We start from the raw sequence: 20,883 nt of genomic DNA, 5'->3' as shown, positions 1-20,883 counted from the left end.
TTTTTGTTTTTTTTCAGTATTTTTAAAAAAATCGTAGATCTTGAAGAAAACCCTTGTCATTTTTGCACATCCTTATTTTGAATATTCTACTTCCAACGTAGAGTTAGTAAAAATATATGATGGTGTTGAAAATTTGGTTTTCAAAGATTTGTATGAAGAATATCCTGATTTTCACGTTCAGGCTTTCAAAGAGAGAAAAAGAATCAGAGACTACGAGCGACTCATTTTTCATTTTCCCCTGATCTGGTTTTCGATTCCACCGCTTCTTAAACTTTGGATCGACGAGGTTTTCGACATGACGTGGACGATGGAAAAAAACCATCCGCTTCAAAATAAAGATGCAATTATCATCGTAACTGTAGGCGGAAAAGCAGAACATTACACGCCGGAAGGAATGTATGAAACCACGATCGAAGAACTATTAAAATCGCTTACTCTATCATTAAAAGTAAATCAAATCGAAGTAAAAGAATTAATCGCAGTTCATAATTCAGACGATCTAACCAAAGAAGAACTTTTGGATATTTCCGGAAAAATAAAAAAAACCCTCAACATTAAATAATGGAGAATTCACTTGCAATGACCGCGCTCATTTTTTTAGGTGCAGCCATCATCATGGTTCCATTGGTCCGAAAACTGGGTTTGAGTTCGGTGATCGGATTTATTCTGGGCGGAATTATTATTGGTCCCTTTGTTTTAAAATTAACAGGTCGCGGTTCCGAAGACATCATGAACACTACAGAATTTGGAGTGATCATGTTGCTTTTCCTAATAGGCTTAGAAGTTGAACCCAAAAAATTCTGGCGCATCAGAAAGAAAATTTTCGGCATGGGTTTGAGTCAGATGTTGATCACAGTGACCTTACTTTTCCTCATATTTTATGTAGCAAAATGGCGTCCTGATCAAGCTTTGGTTGCAGCTTTGTGTTTCGCATTATCCTCTACGGCGATCGTGTTGCAGACTTTAAAAGAGAAAGATATTTTCCGCACAGAAGTCGGTGAATCTTCCTTCTCGATCCTTCTGTTCCAGGATATTGCCGTGATTCCGATTTTGGCTTTATTGCCGGTTTTAGCTTCAAGACCCGCAGATAAAGAACAAATGATCTTGCTGCAATATTTACCCGATTGGTTGCAACCGTTTTCGATTATTCTGGGAGTTTTGCTTTTGATTTTTTTAGGCCGTTATATTTTTGTGCCGTTTCTGAGATACGTTTCGCGGTCGGGTATGAATGAATTATTGACCGCTTCTTCCCTATTTCTCGTCATTGGAGTTTCAGAATTGATGAATGCTGTCGGATTATCGCCGGCTCTTGGAGCTTTTATCGCCGGAGTAATGTTGGCTACGAGTGAATTTCGTCATGAACTTGAAAGTCAGATCGAACCATTTAAAGGATTGCTGCTCGCAGTGTTCTTCGTGAGTGTGGGAGCAACCATCAATTTCTTTGTCATCATGGAAGATCCGATGTTTATTTTCACTACCACAATTGTAGTTTTAGCCGTGAAATTCGGAGTTCTCTTTGGCGTTGGAAAATTTTTCAAGTTAAAGATGGATCAAAATTTCATGGTGGCTTTTGCCTTATCTCAGATTGGAGAATTTGCTTTTGTCCTCATTAATTATTCCACAAATTTATATCTACTCGATCCAAAATTGAATGCACAACTCCTCGCCATTACAGCTATTACGATGTGCGTCACACCAATTCTTCTAATCATTAATGACAAATTCATTGAACCAAGATGGCCAAAACCTGAAAATACTGATGATGAAATAATCGAACAGATAAAACAACAGAAAATAATTATCGTCGGATTCGGTCATTTTGGAAGTACCGTTGGGAGATTACTCCGTGTTAATGGCGTTAAAGCAACAGTTTTGGACAATGATCCGGAGCGTGTAAATATTTTAAGAAAAAATGGATTCAAAGTTTATTTTGGAGACGCTGCGAAACCCGGGATTTTACGTTCAGCCGGTGCGGAAACTGCAGATCTGCTCATCCTTTGTTTAGACAGCCCGGAGAAAAATAAATTTATTCTGCAATATGCCAGAGAAAAATTCCCGCAACTGCAATTTTTTGTTCGTTCAAAAAACCGTCTTGATGCCTATGACTTCATTAATAATGGCGTTGACAATATTTACCGGGAAACATTGGGAACCGCAGTGAACATGGCCGTTGATATTTTAAAAGCTACAGGAATGCGCGCTTATGCAGCGAGAAGACTTGGACAACGGTTTATGCTCATCGATAAAGCGGTGACGAGACGATTAGCCAAAGAAAAAAGCAACGATACTGTGACTTTTACGATGAAGGAATACTTGGAACGTGAAGCTGAACTTCTAGCGCAGGACAGCCATTCTTTCGACGAATCGCAGTGGAGTGAAAACGAAGAATTTTAAATTAGTAATTGGGACAATCTTGCGCTGTAATATTGGCTATAACAACTTTTTTATCGTTAAGCATCACCTTTACTTCCGGGAAATTACCTTCTACACAATCATCTTTTTCGTCTTTAAAATCACCATTCGCAGCTTCAATTTCTACTCCTCTTCCGGAAATTGAGTAGTTGTTTTCAGTAAAGTTAAAGGTGTTCAAAGGATAATCTTTCCCATCAATTCTTATATTTCCTTCGTTGGAATTTTGATCAAAATAAAAGAGTACGTTTCCGTTTTGCTTAAAAATTGCTCGTCCTTTTTGGCTTGTAATATTTTGAGGTAGGATTTTAAAAGCAACAGATTCTTCCCCATTTTGAAAAGCTGGAATTTGCATACTGTCAAGAACTGATTTCGTGGAATCTGTATTATTTTGCACAACACTTTCTTTGTCTTTCTTACAGGAAAGGACCGCAGAGAATATCATTAATAAAAGAATCTTTTTCATATTTAAATTTTTCTACATTTTTTAAGCAATAATTATTCCTTCACCAAAACCATATAAGACCACGGTTCCAGTTTTAAATTTATCTTTTCTTTGATATTGAAAATTTTTCCGCTGAAAAGTTCCTTATAATTTCCCTGGTAATATTTGGTATCCAAATTAACATTGACAATTTTATCGGAAAAATTCAGGATCGGTAAAACTGCATCAGTATTTTTTTCTCTGTAAAAGGAAATTACTTTATCCTGTTGATCGTTCACAACGCGAATCATTTCCCCGCCATACTTTCCGTTCCACAAAGCTTGATTATCGTGTTTTAAATGGAATAGTTTGGTAAATAAAACTGCATTTTCATCATCTTTCCATTCGATAGGATCTTTTTCAAAAAATTTCAGACTTCGATTCAGACCAGCTTCCTGACCGCTGTAGCAAAGCATCATACCATTTACAACTCCCGTCATTACAATCGCAGTTTTCAAGCCGGGACCAAAATTCAAGTAAGGATTTCCTTCCCACGAATTTTTGTCGTGATTATCGGTGAAAGTCATTCGATACGCATTTCTTGGGACGGTATTTACATCGTGAGAAAGGTATTCGACCAAACCTGATAATTTCTGCTGGTTTGTCGCAACCCGGAGTTGATCCCACAAACTCCAGGAATACGTCATGTCGAAAGATTTTTTATACAGATCGCGACTTTCCCATTCCGCCAGCATAAAAACCGGCTTTATCTGATCCAGTTCCTGTCGCGCATTTTCCCAGAAATCGGTGGGAATAAACCCCGCAACATCGGCGCGGTAACCATCGATATTGGTTTCTTTTACCCAATATTTCAGAGCGTCGGTCATGTATTTTCGGAAATCCGGGTTGTCATAATCAAAATCGATCACATCATCCCAATCGTACCACGGCGTTGGCTGAAAATTTCCTTCCCGCGTTTTCGTGTACCAATCCGGATGCTGCGTTGCGAGCGGATTATCCCAGGCTGAATGATTCCCGACCCAATCAATGATCACGTACATTCCCATCGAATGAATTTTATCGACCAAATGCTGAAAATCTTTTCCGCTCCCAAACTCTTGATTGATCCCATAAAAATCTTTCACAGAATAATAACTTCCCAAAGTTCCTTTTCTATTTTTCACTCCGATCGGATGGATCGGCATGAGCCAGATAATATCGACGCCCATTTTTTTGAGCCGTGGCAGGTGATTCTCAAAAGCTTTGAAAGTTCCTTCCGGCGTATATTGACGAATATTCACTTCGTAGATCGTTGCATTTTTCGACCATTCCGGATGGGTGATTTCTACATATTCTTTCGGTTGATAACGCGGATCTTTGGTTTGACTTTTAAACAAAAAATTTCCTGAAAAAACGAATAAGAATACCAGAATAAAATTTTTCATGCCGTTATTTTATTAAATAATAAAACTTGCAATTGCGAGCGAATATCCATTCAAACCAAAACCACTGATAATACCGTCTGCATTTACAGCGGTTACCGATTTCTGGCGAAACTCTTCTCTTTTGTAAATATTACTAATGTGAACTTCAATTTTTGGTTGAGAAATATTTTTCAGACAATCAGCAATTGCATAAGAATAATGCGTAAAAGCTCCGGGATTTATGATCAAGGCTTCAAAATCATCCTCCTGTAAGCGATTGATGATTTCGCCCTCAACATTCGATTGATAATATGAAATCTCGTGTTTTGGGTACGCTTTTTGTAACAGTTCTAAATGCTTTTCCATGGAAACTGTGCCGTATATTTCGGGTTCGCGAGTTCCTAAAAGATTGAGATTAGGACCGTTTAATATTAGAATTTTCATCTTCAAATTTTTACAAATATAGGTAGTTTGCCTAAAATTATTAATTTTGAGGCTTAAAATTATTATGTTAAAATCTGTTCAGATTTTAATCTGTCCGGAAAAGCTATAATATTATTACATTTTTAATACATTAAAGTCAACCGTAATGTATTTTTTTTGTAAATTTTAATCCATCTAATTTGAATAAGTGAATATCTACAAAAAGATTTTAAAATACACCGGAATTGTCATCGCATGTTTGCTCGTGTTGGTGATTGCGTTGGTTTTAAGTTTACAATTACCTGCTGTACAAAACTTTGCGAAAGGAAAGCTGGTCAATTATCTGCAAGAAAAAATTCACACAACCGTAACTCTCGATCGAGTTTACATCGATTTTCCGAACAGTCTTGTTATGGAAAACCTTTATTTAAAAGGTCAAAAAGTTGATACGCTTTTGTTTGCTCGAAAACTAGATGTTGGTTTAAACATTCCTAAACTTCTCAATAACACCGCCGATATTACATCCATTGATTTAGAAGGCGTAAAAGCAAATGTTGTTCGAAACCCAAACGGAACTTTCAATTTTGATTATATTATTGATGCTTTCGCGACAAAAGACGAAGAAAAAACTCCTTCAAAACCTTTTATAATTTCTCTGGATAAAATTAATTTAAAAGATATCGGGATCTCATTTATCGATCAACAATCCCGAAATGACATCAATGTTTATTTCAAATCTTTTGACACCCGTGTAAAAACTTTTGATCTTCAAAACAATTCTTACGCAGCCAACGACATCAATATGGATGGACTTCGCCTGAAATTGAAGCAGGATCTCATTGAGGAAGTCGCAACTAAAGTTGTTAAAAAAGTCGATTCTTTGAATAAACAAAAACCTATGAAATTAGGTTTGAATAAGATTAATCTTACCAATTTCAATATCGATTACGGCGACGATAATTCAAAGACTTTTGCGAAAGTTATTTTTAAAGAACTCAGTACCAAAATCAACAAACTCGATTTAGATAAGAGCGATTTTGGAGTTGAAAATGTTTATTTAAAAGGAGCAGATATTAATGCAAAATTATTTTTGCCTGCGAAAAACGCGAATCCAAAACCATCTGGAGACGGTAAAGCTGCGACAGATAAATCGCTCGCGCTTCTGCTGAAGACATTTATTTTCGATGACGTAAAAGTGGTTTACGACAATACCGCAATTGCTCCAACGAAAAGCGGAATCGATTTTAATCATCTGAATTTCTCCAAAATGGATTTGGAAGTCCGGAATTTTAAAATGAAAGACGGCACTTTTGCAGGAACCGTTAATTCAGCAGAAATTAAGGAAAGTCGCGGCTTAAATATCCAGAAATTCCAAACCGATTTCGTTTATGAAGACAAACAGGCTTACTTGAAAGACCTGTATCTGCAAACGCCGAAAACCATTTTGCGTGATGAAGTTGTTTTGAATTATAATTCAATCGAGCAACTTTCAGCAAATCCGGGTGCGGTCAAAATTTTAGCCAATATCAAAAATTCTAAAGTAGGATTCAGCGATATTTTAATGTTGGTTCCTTCTTTGCGAAACACGGCGCCTTTTAATAAATATCCGAATTCTACTTTAAATGTAAATACGCGATTAAAAGGAACATTGAATGATTTAACGATTCAAAATCTAGAACTTTCCGGTCTGGATAAATTAATCGTCAATGCTTCCGGAACCATCAAAAACGCGATGGATCCGAAGAATTTATATTACGATCTGAATATCCGCGAATTGTCATCTACCGCAAAAACGATCTTTAATTTAGTTCCAAAAAATACGATACCAAGCAATATTTCTCTGCCTTCTTATTTTAAAATTGCGGGAACGGCGAAAGGAACAACGCAAATTGTAAATGCTAATCTAAAACTGACTTCCACTTTAGGAAATGCCGCAGTTCGAGCTTCTGTCAACATGAAACAGAAAGGTCAGGAGAAGTATGATGTTTTGGCAAATCTGCAAAATTTACAAATTGGATCGATCATTCAAAATAAAGATCTAGGTTCGATTACAGGACAAATTGCAGTGAAAGGTCAAAGTTTCGATCCGAAAAAGGCGAATGCAGATATCAAAGGAAACATTACTTCGGTTTATTATAATGGTTATACGTACCGAAATATGGCGTTGAACGGTAAAATTAACCGCGGGAATTATGTCATCAATTTGGATTCTAAAGACCCAAATGCCAATCTGAAAATTTTAGCTTCCGGGAATTTTACGGATAAGAATCCGACCGTAAAAGTAAACGGCAGGATCAATAAATTAGATCTAAATAAATTAGGTTTTTATAAGGATCAAATGATTCTTGCGGGAGATATCGATGGTGATTTCTCCAGTTTAAATCCTGACGCACCCAATGGATATTTAAACTTAAAGAATTTTGCAATTTCTGATACGAAAGATGTTTTTCCTTTGCAGGAAGTTTATTTGAAAGCGGTTTCAACTTTAGACAGCAACCGAATTGAGTTGAAATCTCAGATTGCAGATATCGATTTAAAGGGGAAATATAAATTAACTCAAATTTTTGGCTCTTTGCAGCAAACCATTAATCAATATTATCAGTTTCAAAAACCTGGAACAAAAACGGTTAAAGTTGATGCTAAACAATATTTCAGCTTTAATGCAAAAGTAAAAGACGATAAATTACTACGAAAATTTGTACCTGAACTCACGAGTTTTGAACCAATTACTTTCAGCGGAAATTACGATGCAGATTCTAAAAAACTGGAGGTTAACGGACAAATTCCGGAAGTTACTTATGGAAAAAATATCGTTAGAAATGGAACTTTAACCATCAATAATTTGAATGACGCCTTAGTTTACGACGTTAATCTGGGGCAATTCAATAATGAAAGTATTGCTTTGATGAAAGTTCGTTTGAATGGTGATGTTAAAGACAACCTCATCACGTACAATGCTTCGACGAAAGATGAAAAAGATGCAACGAAATTTTTGATCGCCGGAAATGTTGAAAAAATGGGTGATCTGACGAAAATCAAATTAAATCCGGATGGTTTAAAATTAAATTATACCGATTGGCAAGTGACGCCCGACAATTTCATTCAGTTGAGCAGTCGTGGAATTTTGGCGAACAATTTCGGAATTTCCAATGCAGGAAGTGAAATTCGGGTTCAGTCAGAAAATAATGTTCCAAACAGTCCGCTCAACATTACGCTGAAAGATTTTAAAATTGAAACCTTGACCGAATTAGTAAAAAAAGATTCTCTTCTCGCAAAAGGGAATATTAATGGTACGGCACAACTTCGCGATTTGAAAAATAATATGACGTTTACTTCCGATTTAAAAATTACTGATCTATTCTTTTATGGAAGTCCGGTCGGGAATTTAGATGTAAAAGCAAACAACCAAACTTCGGAATTAATTCGTGCAGACATCGCACTTTCCGGCTTTAATAATGATGTGAAATTGGCGGGAACGTACAACACTAAATCGAGCGGATTAGATATGAATTTGAATATGAACCAACTTCAAATGAAAACGGTTCAAGGATTTTCTATGAACGCGATCGAAAATGCCGAAGGTTATCTTTCCGGGAATTTAAAAATCGGTGGAAATACAAAAGCGCCGAATGTTTTAGGAGGAGTTAAATTTAATGACGTCGGTTTAGGAATTGTACAGTTAGGAAGTAAATTCAAAAATATCAACGATGAAATTAAATTTACAAACCGTGGAATTGATTTCAATGATTTCAAAATTAAAGACGAATCTGGAAATGCAATTGTAATTGATGGTTCCGTTCTGACCAAAACTTATAAAGATTTTGCCTTTAACTTAGATGTGAATGCAAAAAATTTCAAAGTTGTAGATTCTGAAAAAAACAACGACAGAATCATGTACGGCGTTTTGGCAGTTGACGCTGGATTAAGAATTCGTGGAGATCTGGATCTGCCAAAAGTTGATGGGAATTTATCTATAACCGATAAAACCGATTTTACTTTTGTCCTGCCGCAATCTTCGCCTGGTTTACAGGAAAGAGAAGGGATTGTAGAATTTATCGATCAAGACCAAATTGCTTTGCAGAAAACCATTAAAGCAGATTCTCTAACGAACCAAAGTGAGATCAAAGGAATGGATGTGAATGTGAATATCGACGTAAATAAAGAAGCTAAAATTTCTTTAATTATCGATAAAGCAAACGGTGATTTTGTGAAACTTCAAGGAGAAGCGCAATTAACAGGAGGAATTGATCCGTCCGGAAAAACAACGTTGGTCGGCGTTTATTCGGTGGAAAAGGGAGCTTACGAAATGTCGGTAAGTTTGTTGAAGAGAAAATTTGAAATTCAAAAAGGAAGCACAATTACCTGGACTGGCGAACCGATGACGGCAAATCTCGATATCACGGCGATCTATAAAACCGACGCTGCACCACTCGATCTATTGCAACAACAATTAACGGGAGTTTCCGGCGCAGAGTTGAATCAGTATAAACAGAGAATTCCTTTCAATACTTTATTGATCATGAAAGGCGAACTCATGAAACCAATTATCACTTTCGATATTACAACAGCGGAAGAAAATAATTCAGTTTCGGCAACAGTTTTAGACAATACAAAAGCCAAGCTGGATCAGTTGCGAAGAGAAGAATCTGAAATCAACAAACAGGTTTTTGCTTTGTTATTGCTGAACAGATTTATCGGGGAAAATCCTTTCCAAAGTGAAACAGGTTTATCTGCTTCAACGCTGGCAAAACAAAGTGTAAGTCGAATTTTATCGGAACAGCTGAACAATTTAGCGAAAGATTTAATCGGCGGTGTAGAACTGAATTTTGATTTAAATTCTACAGAAGATTATTCAACCGGAAGTAAAAACGAAAGAACCGATCTGAATGTTGGTTTGACGAAAAGATTATTTGATGATCGATTAAAAGTAACGGTTGGAAATAACTTCGCCCTCGAAGGCGATGCTCGACAAAATGAGCAGATGACGAATATTGCAGGCGACATTACTTTGGATTACAGTTTGTCAAAAGACGGACGGTATATGTTGAGAGCCTATCGTAAAAATGATTATCAGGTAGCTTTGCAGGGACAGATCATCGAAACCGGCGTCGGATTTATCATCACTTTGGATTACGACAAATTTCGGGAGATCTTTGAAAGAGCCAAGAAAAATAAAGAATTTAGAAAACAAAATACGTCTTCAAAATAATGATAAAATTGAAAACATCTTATTATAAAATATTCGCTGCATTTACATTAATGTTAATCATCTCCTCGTGTAGCAATACTAAATTTTTGCAGGAAGGACAAATGTTGTACACCGGAGCAAAAATCACCATTAAAAATGATACGCTCAAAAAGAAAGAAAAATCAAGTTTAAAAGAAGCGCTTCAGGAGCAATTGCGACCGAAACCTAATTCTTCTTTTCTAGGTTTAAGACCACGTCTTTACATTTATAACATCACATCAGAACCAAAAAAACAAAAAGGAATTAAATACTGGCTCAAATATAAAATTGGAGAAAAACCGGTTTTATTAGGCGATGTTGATCGGGAATTCAATAAAAAAATTATTGTAAACTATTCTGAGAACAAAGGTTTCTTTAATGCTAAAGCTTCTTCTGATACGATCTCTAAAAACAGAAAAGCTTCCGTTCTTTATACTGTAAAACCTGGAGCGAGATATCTGATCAGCAAAGTTAATTTTCCTGAAGATTCTACGATGATTAATTCTGAAATTCAAAATATTAAAGACAAAACCTTCTTGAAAGTTGGGAATCCTTTTGATCTGGATGTCATTAAAGCCGAAAGAGAACGAATTAATGAGCATTTGAAAAACCGAGGATTTTACTATTTCAGTCCAGACAATATTATTGTTCAGGCCGATTCTACCGTTCAGAAAGAACCCAAAGTTGAGCTTTTTGTAAAACTGAAAAAAAATACGCCGCAAATTTCAAAGGAACAATTTACCATTGATAAAACGATCGTTTTTGCAGATTACAACATCGCAGATATAAAACTTGGAAAATATGGCATTCCTTATAATACAGATTCTGTAAAAGTTTACAACAACCTCTATATCATCGATCCGCAAAATAAATTTAAGCCGAAAATTTTCGACCGAACGCTTTATTTTGAAAAAGGTGATTTATACAATCGAACAGATCATAATTTATCGTTGAACCGGTTGATCAGTTTGGGTGTTTTTAAATTTGTAAAAAATGAATTTATTGTTTCAGATTCTTTGAACCATAAATTTGATGCCTATTATTTATTGACACCGCGACCATTTCAATCATTACGCCTGGAGACTTTAGGGAAAACAAATTCCGCCAATTACACGGGTGGCGAAATAAACCTGAACTGGACGAACCGAAATTTTTTCAGAGGTGCTGAGCAAATAAAAGGTGCTATTTATGGTGCTTTTGATGTGCAGGTTGGTGGTCCAAAAGATGCGAACAACATCATTAGATTTGGTGCAAATGCGCAACTTTCTATTCCGAGAATTGTGGCACCGTTTAAATTTCATTCTTCGAGTGCTTATGTTCCGCGAACGAATTTCAACATTGGTTATGAATTTTTGAGTCGCACCGCATTGTACACTTTACATAATTTCAATACTTCTTTCGGATATCTCTGGAAAGAAAATGAAAGAAAAGAACACGATTTAAAAGTTTTGGATGTGACTTTGGTTGCACCTCAAAATGTAACTGAAAAATATCTGACTCAAATAAGAGGTGATGATTCTGATCCGAACAATATTATTCCACCAAATCCTTCTCTGCAAAGAGTTGTAGATAAACAGTTAATTTTCGGTCCGGCTTATAGTTATACTTATACGAATACCATGCTTCCGAAGAAAAACACCTTCTATTATAAAGGGAGTGTAGATATTGCAGGTACAATCGCAGGTTTGGTGAGTGGCGCTGATGCAAAAGCGGGGAAACAGAAAGAGCTTTTCGGCATTCCGTTCAGCCAATACGCGAAGATGGAACACGATTTCCGATATTATAGAAAAGTAAATACCAAAAGTTCGATTGCAACCAGAGCGATTGTGGGAATTGGTTTCCCGTACGGGAATTCCGTTTATATGCCTTATGTAAAACAATTTTATGTGGGTGGAAGCAATAGTATTCGAGCTTTCCGTGCCAGAACTTTAGGACCCGGAAGTTATGATCCGAGAGTTCAAAATGCAACCTTCTTTTTTGATCAATCCGGAGATATTAAGCTGGAAGTTAATGCAGAATACCGCGCGAATATTTACAAATTTTTGAATGTTGCTGCTTTTGCAGATGCGGGAAATGTTTGGCTCGTTAATGAAGATCCAACCAGACCAGGTGGAAAATTCTCAAAAGATTTCGCAAAAGAAATCGCCGTTGGAGCCGGTGTTGGACTTCGCTTAGATTTTTCTATCCTTATTTTGAGATTAGATTTGGCAATGCCGCTACGAATTCCTTATTATGAAGAAGGAAAAAGATGGACTTTTGATCAAATAAATTTTGGAAGTGGCGCCTGGAGAAAAGACAATTTGATCCTAAACATCGCAATTGGATATCCGTTTTAATTAAAGAAGATCATTCATGAAGAAATTAAAATTTTTCTGGGAAACTTTAAAAGAGACTTTTACGGAGTGGAACAATTCTTCTGCCACGAAAGATTCTGCGAGTTTAGCCTATTACGCGATATTTTCGATCCCGGGATTATTAATAATTATCATCTGGATCGCGGGAAACTTTTTCGGACAGGAAGCTATTCAGGGACAGATCAGCAGTCAAATTAATTCGATGATGGGCGAAGATGCTGCGAAAAGCGTCGAAGGTATTATTGCAGGAGCACTTATCGACAAGCACAATATATTTATGAAAACGGTGGGCGTTTTTGCACTTGTATTTGGAGCAACCACTGTTTTTTTCCAACTGCAGAAAGCTTTGAATGACATTTGGGATGTAGAATCTGCACCCAAAAAAGCGGTGATCAAATTCTTGCTGGATCGCGCGAACTCCCTCGGAATGATCTTGGTTATCGGTTTTTTATTGATGATCACCATGATCCTTTCTTCCGCCATCAGTTTAATGAATCATTATATCACTTCAAGATTAGGTTTAGAAACTTACCTATTAATGGAGGTTGTGAATTTCTCTGTAGGATTTATTTTAGTCGTGCTGGTTTTTGCCTTTATGTTTAAAGTTCTGCCCGATGCGGAGATTTCCTGGAGAGCCGTTTGGTCCGGAGCATTTCTTACCGCAATCCTTTTTACGATCGGAAAATTTTTGCTGAGTCTTTATTTTTCTGAATTAAAGCCAACTTCAGCATTCGGAACAGCGGGAACTGTTGTTTTAATTATGATCTGGATCAACTATTCCTGTATGCTGATTTTCTTCGGTGCTGAATTTACGAAGGTTTATTCTCAACGGAAAGGTTACAAAATAGTTCCATCGCGACATGCAAAATGGAGTGCTAAAAAGCTTTACGCAGAATCATTGTTGACGAAAGAAGCTGTTCCGGAAAATAAATCGTAACCTAAACTTTAAAAATATTTATTAAACTCCTGAACTTTTTCAGGAGTTTTTTTTATTTAACAGGTCACTAAGATCTTCGCTGAGAATTCGAAGGTTTTCAACATTCACTCAAAATACTTCAAAGAGCATTCTTAATTCTTCAAAATCTCATCACGGTAATTCACAACCTGGGAAAAATTCCTTCCATTAGAATTCGTACTAATTCTGAGTTCGAAATAAAGATATTTGTGATACTTCTCTATTTCTCTCAGAGAAAATTTAGAAAACCATTTTCCCACTTTTAAAACTGAAATTTTTTAAAATATACCCAATTCTGGGTATATCAATTTTTTAGAGGTCTTATACCTTTGGTTTACATCAAACAATAGATTGAGATTGTAAGTATCGATCAAAAATCTTAAAAATAATTAATAACTATTAAATACTTAAAAAATGATCACGAAAAACTACTTTAAGAAAATTGCAATAGCTGCAATGAGTTTGTTTGCAATCAGTACGCAGGCAAACAACGTTCAAATTACAGGAACATCGGTCGACACAGCCACCGGCAAAGTTACCTTCAACATTAAATGGGATAACAGCTGGAAAACCACGATTGCTCCCGCAAACTTCGATGCAGTCTGGGTATTTATCAAATATCAGGATTGTGCAGATAAATTATGGAGACAGGCTGATCTGAGCATGGCGTCCGGAGATCACACTTCGGGAACATTGCTAAAAGTTGATGCAGTTACCGATGGTAAAGGAGTTTTTGTACACAGAAATGCTGACGGTGGTGGAAATATTCCTTCAACATCAGTAACTCTAAAAATGAATATCGCAGCTGCCAATTACGAGAATTATAACTTCAAAGTTTTCGGCGTAGAAATGGTCAATATCCCACAAACTACTTCTTATTGGATTGGTGATGGTACTTCAACGGGAGCTTTTACGAAATACGAAATTACAGGAAACAGCTCCATTAGTTCTGCAGCAATCGGAACGGGAAATTCTGCGCCAGGTGCTTTTCCTAAAGGATGGGCAAGCTTTTATTCTATGAAATACGAAATCTCTCAGGAACAGTATGTAGAATTTTTGAACAGTCTTACTTATGGGCAACAGGCAAGAAGAACGGTAACCAGTCCAAATTCTCCGGCAGCGACATTTGCTTTTGACAATACTTACAGGAACGGAGTGAAAATAAAAGTCCCGGGAAGCAATGCAGCAATTCCAGCAGTTTATGGATGCGACTTGACTCCCGGAGATTTTGATGACCTCAACGATGGACAAAATATTGCGATGAGTCAGTTGAGTTGGAATGATGTTTCTGCTTACCTGGATTGGGCCGCTTTGAGACCAATGAGTGAAATAGAATTTGAGAAGATCTGCCGTGGTCCTTTGGTGCCGGTAGCGAACGAATTTGCCTGGGGAACAATAGATTTGGCATCGATCACTGCCGCAGGAGTTGTAAATGCAGGATCCCCAAACGAAGGCTCCAATGCAGTTGCTAACGGTAGAGCAAATTACGGAACTACAGGACCGAGCTATCAGCAACTTCTTTATGCAGGACCGGTGAAAGTCGGCTTTACCGCAACAGGAGCTTCAGGACGTTTATCTGCATCAGCAGCATATTACGGTGCTATGGAAATGAGCGGAAATGTTTCTGAATTAGCAGTTGCAGCCAAAACTGCGGGTGGTAGTACTTATACCGGCGTTTTAGGAGATGGGGAATTATCTACTAATGCAGCGACCGACGGAGATTCTAATCAACTGAACTGGCCGGATAATACTGGAATGATCGCAAGAGGAGGTCATTTTTTAGCTCCTGGTTACAATACCGACAGCAGTCCGAGAATGAGAATTTCGGACAGAAGTGAAACTGTTATTGCTACAAGAGTCGGAGATTACGGTGGTAGAGGAGTAAGATAATCTATTCTAATTTGAAACGAAAGGCAACTTTCAACAAAATTATTTTAACAATTAAATCAAATTAGAAGATGAAAACAATTATAACCAAAATACAGGTTTTAAGTCTCATCTTTCTTTTCCAGACAATTATGATCGCCCAGACTTTTGAAGAATATGCTTTTAGAGGTGGGAATTCAGACGGGTTTGCAACGGAAAAGGTAGAGAATCTATCCTGTGGAACTCCATTTAATCAGTTTGCCTATTTTGGCGGAAATGCAGATGGAGCAGCTGTAGAAACAATTGCTGACAATGCAAGTTGCGGCACCCCTTTTAATCAGTTTGCCTACTTTGGTGGGATCAATGATGGCGCGGCGGTAGAAACTTTGATGAGCTTATCTTGTGCGACACCCTATCATTTCTTTGCTTACTTTGGCGGAACTGGTGATGGGTTTTCAGTGGGAAAAACGGCAGATACTTGTCCGATCCTTGCACCTGTTGCTGATTTTACAGCCGATCAAACCACAACTTGTGTAGGTCGTCCTGTTAAATTTACTGACACCTCTACAAATAAACCAACGGGTTGGACGTGGACCTTCCAGGGAGGAACACCAGCAACAGCTTCTACCAAAACGGTAGATGTAACGTATAATGCTCCGGGAACTTATCAGGTAAAATTAGTTGCGGCTAATTATATCGGTAACGACACGAAGATAAAAATGGGATATATTACAGTACTTGCAGATTGCACCACATTAACAACCACTGCGCTGACGAAAACCAAGATGCAGATCTATCCTAATCCTACGAAAAGTATGCTTTATTTAAAATCACCTCAAAATGTTTTAAATATCGAGATATACGATGGTACCGGAAGAAAGGTGATGGAAACAAAACCTAATCAGAAAGATCCTTCAATCAACTTAGAAACATTGAGTGCCGGAATGTACATGATGAAAACCCGAACAACGGAAGGAGAAGAAGTATACAAAATAATCAAGAAAGATTAGAAAAGCGTAACACTATTCTCAGAGATAATTAGAACACAAATGATGAAAGGGACCGAAGTAGAAATTATTCTGCTTCGGTTTTTTTATTGAAGAACTCTACATTAAAATCTCTTTAATTGTGCGGTACGGAAGACAACAGAGTTTATGATTGATCATTTAATGAATTAAAAAAATATAGATATCCATATATAACAAAAACTTCCGAAAAATTAATTTCGGAAGTTAAGTAGCCCGTAGGGGAGTCGAACCCCTCTTACCAGGATGAAAACCTGAGGTCCTAACCGATAGACGAACGGGCCAGAGCGTCTTTGAATTTTATAAAATTACGCTAATTTATTAACGTGCTTTGTCAACTTACTTTTAAGGTTTGCAGCCTTATTTTTGTGGATGATGTTTTTCTTCACCAATTTATCCAACAATGAGATTACTAAAGGCAACTGAATTGCAGCAGCAGCTTTATCTTCTTCACTTCTCAATACTTTCAAAACTGTTCTGGCAGTTTTGTGGTAGTATCTGTTTCTTAATCTTTTCTTTTCGCTTTGTCTGATTCTTTTCAGAGCTGATTTATGATTTGCCATATCTTTCTAAAAACTTGGGTGCAAAGATAATAATCTTTTTTTGATTACAAAATATTATTTATAAAACTTTTCAAAACTTTCAATAAAAGTAGCCTATAAGGGAATCGAACCCCTGTTGCAAGACTGAAAATCTTGAGTCCTTACCACTAGACGAATAGGCCTTTGCTTTGAGGACTGCAAAAATATCAATTATGTTTTGATTCTGCAACAATCTTGCGTTCTTATTTGAAAACTTTTTGAACGACGGTATTTTTTACGCCTTTTTCCTCCAGCTCTTTTTGAGTTTTTATGGCTTCTTCTAGGCTGTAAAACTTACCATAGGTGTAGTAAAACTTACCGTTTTCTTTATCGCGGTTCACGTCTTTCAATGAATTGAGTATATAGGAATTAGAACTTAATTTCTGATCAGTTACTGCGATCTCTAAGGTGTAAAAGCCCATTCCCAACTTCTGATTCGGCACAAAGGAAATTGATGTTGCATTATTGAAACCGGCATCTCTGGCCGTTTTTAAATTGGCATCCCGTACCGAAGCTAAATTGGTCGTGCCGTAATAATATTTGTAAAATCCGTTTTCTTTAACAGGAAGAATGTAATTTAATCCTTTTAATGCAGGATCACCAGCGCCGTATTTTGAAGGAGATGACATCAGCAAAATCCTGAAATCATTCTTCAATGGTTTCTCTTCTGGCTTTTCTGCAAGTTTAGGATGTCCTTTTTCTCCACCGTTTCGTTCCAGCGCCTTTTTAAATTTTTGGATCGCATCAAAAATACTGTTTGCAATATCATTTTGCCCTTTCTCTGAAGACAGATAACTTGCATCTTCATAATTGTTCACAAAACCTGTTTCGATAAGAACGGAAGGCATCGCATTCATCCGCAAGACGTGCAGATCGGCTTGTTTTATACCACGCGAAAATCTTTTGTCTTTTCCTGAAAAGTTTTCTTCTACTAAACTTCCGATCAGTAAACTGCTTTCTAAATATTTACTCTGTTGAATTTTTAGCGCAATTAAAGATTCCGGAGACTTTGGATCATAGGAAGCAAACATTTCCCTATCTTTTTCATCCAGATAAATTACGTCGTTTTCCGCTTTGGCAACTTCTAAATTGGTTCGGTTCTGATTAGGTCCCTGAATGAAAGTTTCCGTTCCATTAGTTTCTGTAGAAGACGATGGTGATGCGTTTACATGGATCGACAAAAACAGATCTGCTTTGCTGCGGTTTGCCAAAGTTGTTCGTTCTGAAAGTGAAGGATATTCATCGAATTTACGCGTGTAAATCACTTTATAATCCTTGTCCTTTTCAAGCATTTTGCCAAGCTTCAACACGATCGCTAAGGTGATATCTTTCTCCCGAACAGTCCCTAGATCGCTGTATTTTCGGTTGGTCCCGATATCTGTTCCGCCGTGACCTGCATCCAGAACAATGGTAAATTTTTTCTGTGCGCCACTCAACGTGAATAACAGTACGAAAAATAATAAAAAATATCTTTTAATAGAAAAACTGTGGGTAATCATCTTTAAATTTTAAAAATTGTATTAATTTTGACCACAAATTACAGAAAAAATCGCTTTGGTCAAAACCGGCTCCAAAAATATATCACTAATTCTAATTATCCTAATTTTTAACAATTTTTTAGCACAATTGAATGCTCAAAAATTGCCTGAAAATAAGATAGTTACTGCTCCTGTCCGCAAATCTGATACCATTAAGGTAAAAAAAGAACAACTGGAAGCAGTTGTAGAAACCAAAGCCGACAATATTCGCAACGATATTCCTAAAAAAATGACTTACCTCAACAAAAAGGCGGAAGTCAAATATCAGGATATGAAAATTGAGGCTGATTACATTTCTATCGATTGGGATAAATCTTTGATCTTCGCCCGCGGAGAATTAGATTCTTTGGGGAAAGTAAAAGTCCCTGTAGTAACGACACAAGGAGGAAAAACGTACGAAACCGATCAGTTTTCCTACAATCTGAAAACGAAGCAGGCAATTGCTTTCAACGCCAGAACCGAAGAAAGTGAAGGCGTGATCGTGGCTGAAAAGACAAAAAAATACAATGATTCTGTCTTTTTCATGAGACGTGGAAAATACACCACCGACGAATATTTCATCAAGAAAAAAGACACGATCGCAGATTATTATTTGCTTGCTCCCAACATTAAACTTATCAAAGGAAAAAATAAATCACAGGTAATAACAGGTCCAATTCAATTGTATATTGAGCAGGTTCCGACTCCATTGATCATGCCTTTCGCCATTTTACCTTTTTCTGATAAAAGGAGTGCCGGTATTTTAATTCCAAGTTTTGGAGAACGGGAAGATGTCGGATTTTTCCTGAATTCCCTCGGTTATTATCAACCGATCGGCGAACATTTCGATTTGAAAATTCTCACCGATATTTACACGAAAGGAAGCTGGAATCTTCGGCCAGAAATGAATTATAAGAAAAACTACAGATATACCGGAAGTTTTTCGGCAGATATTGGAACCACTATTCGAGGGATTAAGGGTCTTTCTGACTACTCCAAAACCGGAACTTACAGAATTGCATGGCGACATCAACAGGACAGCAAGGCGAACCCTTTCCTGACCTTCGCAGCGTCGGTAGATGTGGTAAGTAATAAGTTTTATAACAACACCGTAAATAACAACTACGCCTTTAACCAGAATAATCTAAACGCCCAGCAAAATTCCAGCGTAAGTGTAGTGAAAAGGTTTCTTACTTTACCGATCACCATTACAGGAACTTCTTCATACTCCCAAAATTTCTCTACAGGATTAGCCGATCTGAAGCTACCGGTTTTAAATGTTGCCATCAATCAGTTTTATTTATTCAAGCCTAAAACCGGAATTCGCGAAGGACTTCTGGAAAACATTACTGTAAACACCGGGTTCAATTTTAATAATTATGTTCAGACCAATGAAGGCGAGCTTTTCACGAAAGCTATGTTTGATAAACTCCAGACAGGTTTGAAAAACAACATCGCACTTGGAACCAACACCACGGTTGCTAAATATTTCACTTTTTCACTTTCTGCCAATATTGATAATGCTTTAACAACGAAAACGGTAACCCGATTTTACAATCCGGTAAGCAACCAGGTGGAAGATGTTTTGAATAAAAAAATTGCAGGTTACTCTTCTTTCTCTACAAGTGCAAGTTTGCAAACTGTACTTTATGGCATGCTGAATTTCAAAAAAGGTTCTGCGATCCAGGCGATTCGCCACATGATGACGCCTCAAATTGGATTCAATTATTCCCCTGATTTTTCTTCTCCAGGTTTTGGATATTATAAAAATTATTACAGTGACCGCGGTGAATTAACGCCCTATTCTATTTTTGACCGAGGAATTATCGGTTCGCCAAATTCATCTTTGGTTGAAGCTTTAAGTTTTGCCATCAATAACAATCTGGAGATGAAAGTGAAATCGAAAAAAGATTCTACCGGCGTTAGAAAAATCAAGATTTTCGAAAGTTTAAATTTCAACACCAATTATAATTTTGCAGCACCAAAGTACAAATGGTCTATTTTCAGTTTTAATGGTCAAACCACTTTATTCGATAAATTAAATTTAAACACGAGTTTGACGTTGGAACCTTATCAAATTATTTTTGCACCAGGTTCAGACACCGGAATTCGGACCGAAAATTTCGGAAACTTCAGTATTCAGGGATTTAATGCACAATTCTCCTACCCTTTGAGTAGCGAAACATTCAGTGGAAAAGAAAAAAAGGACCTCTCTAAAAAATACACTAAAAAAGGAGAAATCCGGAATGAAAATTATTATTTTGACGATGATGATTACGCCCGGTTTACGCAACCCTGGACTTTAAATATCAACGCACAATACAGTTATACCCGAAGTCTAACGCGTTTCGGAAACAAAATGGCTTCAGTTGGTTTAGATGGAAGTTTAAAATTAACGCCGTTTTGGAGTCTTAGTGGAAACCTTTATTACGACGTAATTTCAAAACAAATTGCTAACACAAGACTTGGTTTCTCCCGTGATCAAAGAAGTTTTACCATCAACTTTAACTGGATCCCGTATGGCCAATATAAAGTTTACGATTTCTTCATCGGGATCAAGGCCAATATTTTACGGGATGCTTTGAAATATAAAGACCGAAGTTTCACACAACCGAACGCACCTTTCTAAAATCAATTTTAAATACTAAAACATAAGTTTTATATTTGCCCAATAATGT

At 36.9% G+C, this 20,883-nt stretch carries 13 protein-coding genes and 2 tRNA genes; 8 read left to right on the top strand and 7 right to left on the bottom strand.

Going from position 1 to position 20,883, the window contains the following annotated elements:
• Positions 1–40 precede the first annotated feature (40 nt).
• Entirely contained in the window at positions 41–562 is a 522-nt protein-coding gene (locus tag IV494_RS12845; RefSeq protein ID WP_196080539.1) for an NAD(P)H-dependent oxidoreductase, read from the top strand.
• Positions 562–2,394: a monovalent cation:proton antiporter-2 (CPA2) family protein gene (locus IV494_RS12840; RefSeq protein WP_196080538.1), complete on the top strand. Its 1,833-nt coding sequence runs from the start codon at positions 562–564 to the stop codon at positions 2,392–2,394. The genes IV494_RS12845 and IV494_RS12840 overlap by 1 nt, the downstream gene beginning before the upstream one ends.
• Position 2,395: 1 nt before the next feature.
• Here the strand turns inward: IV494_RS12840 and IV494_RS12835 are convergent, their stop codons facing one another.
• The 3 genes from IV494_RS12835 to IV494_RS12825 are packed head-to-tail and all read right to left on the bottom strand — an operon-like array spanning position 2,396 to position 4,701.
• Positions 2,396–2,875: a hypothetical protein gene (locus IV494_RS12835; RefSeq protein ID WP_196080537.1), complete on the bottom strand. Its 480-nt coding sequence runs from the start codon at positions 2,873–2,875 to the stop codon at positions 2,396–2,398.
• Positions 2,876–2,907: 32 nt separating this feature from the next.
• Positions 2,908–4,278: an alpha-amylase family glycosyl hydrolase gene (locus IV494_RS12830; RefSeq protein ID WP_196080536.1), complete on the bottom strand. Its 1,371-nt coding sequence runs from the start codon at positions 4,276–4,278 to the stop codon at positions 2,908–2,910.
• 12 nt (positions 4,279–4,290) lie between these two features.
• The gene (locus IV494_RS12825; RefSeq protein WP_196080535.1) at positions 4,291–4,701 is read right to left on the bottom strand and encodes a type II 3-dehydroquinate dehydratase; all 411 of its coding nucleotides are present in this window, start codon (positions 4,699–4,701) and stop codon (positions 4,291–4,293) included.
• A gap of 193 nt (positions 4,702–4,894) precedes the next feature.
• Here IV494_RS12825 and IV494_RS12820 point away from each other — a divergent pair, with 193 nt between their 5' ends.
• The 5 genes from IV494_RS12820 (at position 4,895) to IV494_RS12800 (ending at position 16,092) form a co-directional block, all read left to right on the top strand.
• Positions 4,895–9,889 (top strand): translocation/assembly module TamB domain-containing protein, encoded by a 4,995-nt coding sequence (locus tag IV494_RS12820; protein WP_449554202.1) that lies wholly within the window; start codon positions 4,895–4,897, stop codon positions 9,887–9,889.
• A complete protein-coding gene (gene tamL / locus IV494_RS12815) occupies positions 9,889–12,243 on the top strand; it encodes a translocation and assembly module lipoprotein TamL (RefSeq protein ID WP_196080534.1) in 2,355 nt (784 codons plus the stop codon). Before IV494_RS12820 ends, tamL begins: the two co-directional genes overlap by 1 nt.
• 16 nt (positions 12,244–12,259) lie before the next feature.
• Positions 12,260–13,198 carry a YihY/virulence factor BrkB family protein gene (locus tag IV494_RS12810; protein WP_196080533.1) on the top strand — a complete coding sequence of 313 codons (939 nt, stop codon included), beginning with the start codon at positions 12,260–12,262 and terminating at the stop codon, positions 13,196–13,198.
• Positions 13,199–13,630: 432 nt separating this feature from the next.
• Complete coding sequence (locus IV494_RS12805; protein ID WP_196080532.1) at positions 13,631–15,106, top strand: SUMF1/EgtB/PvdO family nonheme iron enzyme; 1,476 nt, start codon at positions 13,631–13,633, stop codon at positions 15,104–15,106.
• 68 nt (positions 15,107–15,174) lie between these two features.
• Positions 15,175–16,092, top strand: coding sequence for a T9SS type A sorting domain-containing protein (locus IV494_RS12800; RefSeq protein ID WP_196080531.1), 918 nt, complete (start codon positions 15,175–15,177; stop codon positions 16,090–16,092).
• A 227-nt stretch (positions 16,093–16,319) separates the two neighbouring features.
• Here IV494_RS12800 and IV494_RS12795 read toward each other — a convergent pair.
• The 4 genes from IV494_RS12795 to IV494_RS12780 form a co-directional block, all read right to left on the bottom strand.
• Positions 16,320–16,391, bottom strand: a tRNA-Glu gene (locus IV494_RS12795).
• Between the two features lie 24 nt (positions 16,392–16,415).
• Positions 16,416–16,670, bottom strand: coding sequence for a 30S ribosomal protein S20 (gene rpsT, locus IV494_RS12790; protein WP_039349375.1), 255 nt, complete (start codon positions 16,668–16,670; stop codon positions 16,416–16,418).
• Between the two features lie 89 nt (positions 16,671–16,759).
• A tRNA-Glu gene (locus tag IV494_RS12785) sits at positions 16,760–16,831 on the bottom strand.
• 60 nt (positions 16,832–16,891) lie between these two features.
• The gene (locus tag IV494_RS12780) at positions 16,892–18,187 is read right to left on the bottom strand and encodes an N-acetylmuramoyl-L-alanine amidase family protein (RefSeq protein ID WP_196080530.1); all 1,296 of its coding nucleotides are present in this window, start codon (positions 18,185–18,187) and stop codon (positions 16,892–16,894) included.
• A gap of 55 nt (positions 18,188–18,242) precedes the next feature.
• Between IV494_RS12780 and IV494_RS12775 the strand changes: the two genes are divergently transcribed.
• Positions 18,243–20,834, top strand: coding sequence for a putative LPS assembly protein LptD (locus IV494_RS12775; protein ID WP_196080529.1), 2,592 nt, complete (start codon positions 18,243–18,245; stop codon positions 20,832–20,834).
• Positions 20,835–20,883: the final 49 nt, after the last annotated feature.

The sequence above is a fragment of the Kaistella gelatinilytica genome (assembly GCF_015679325.1).
GTDB classification, from domain to species: Bacteria; Bacteroidota; Bacteroidia; order Flavobacteriales; family Weeksellaceae; genus Kaistella; species Kaistella gelatinilytica.
This window is presented reverse-complemented; position numbering and strand designations above follow the sequence as displayed.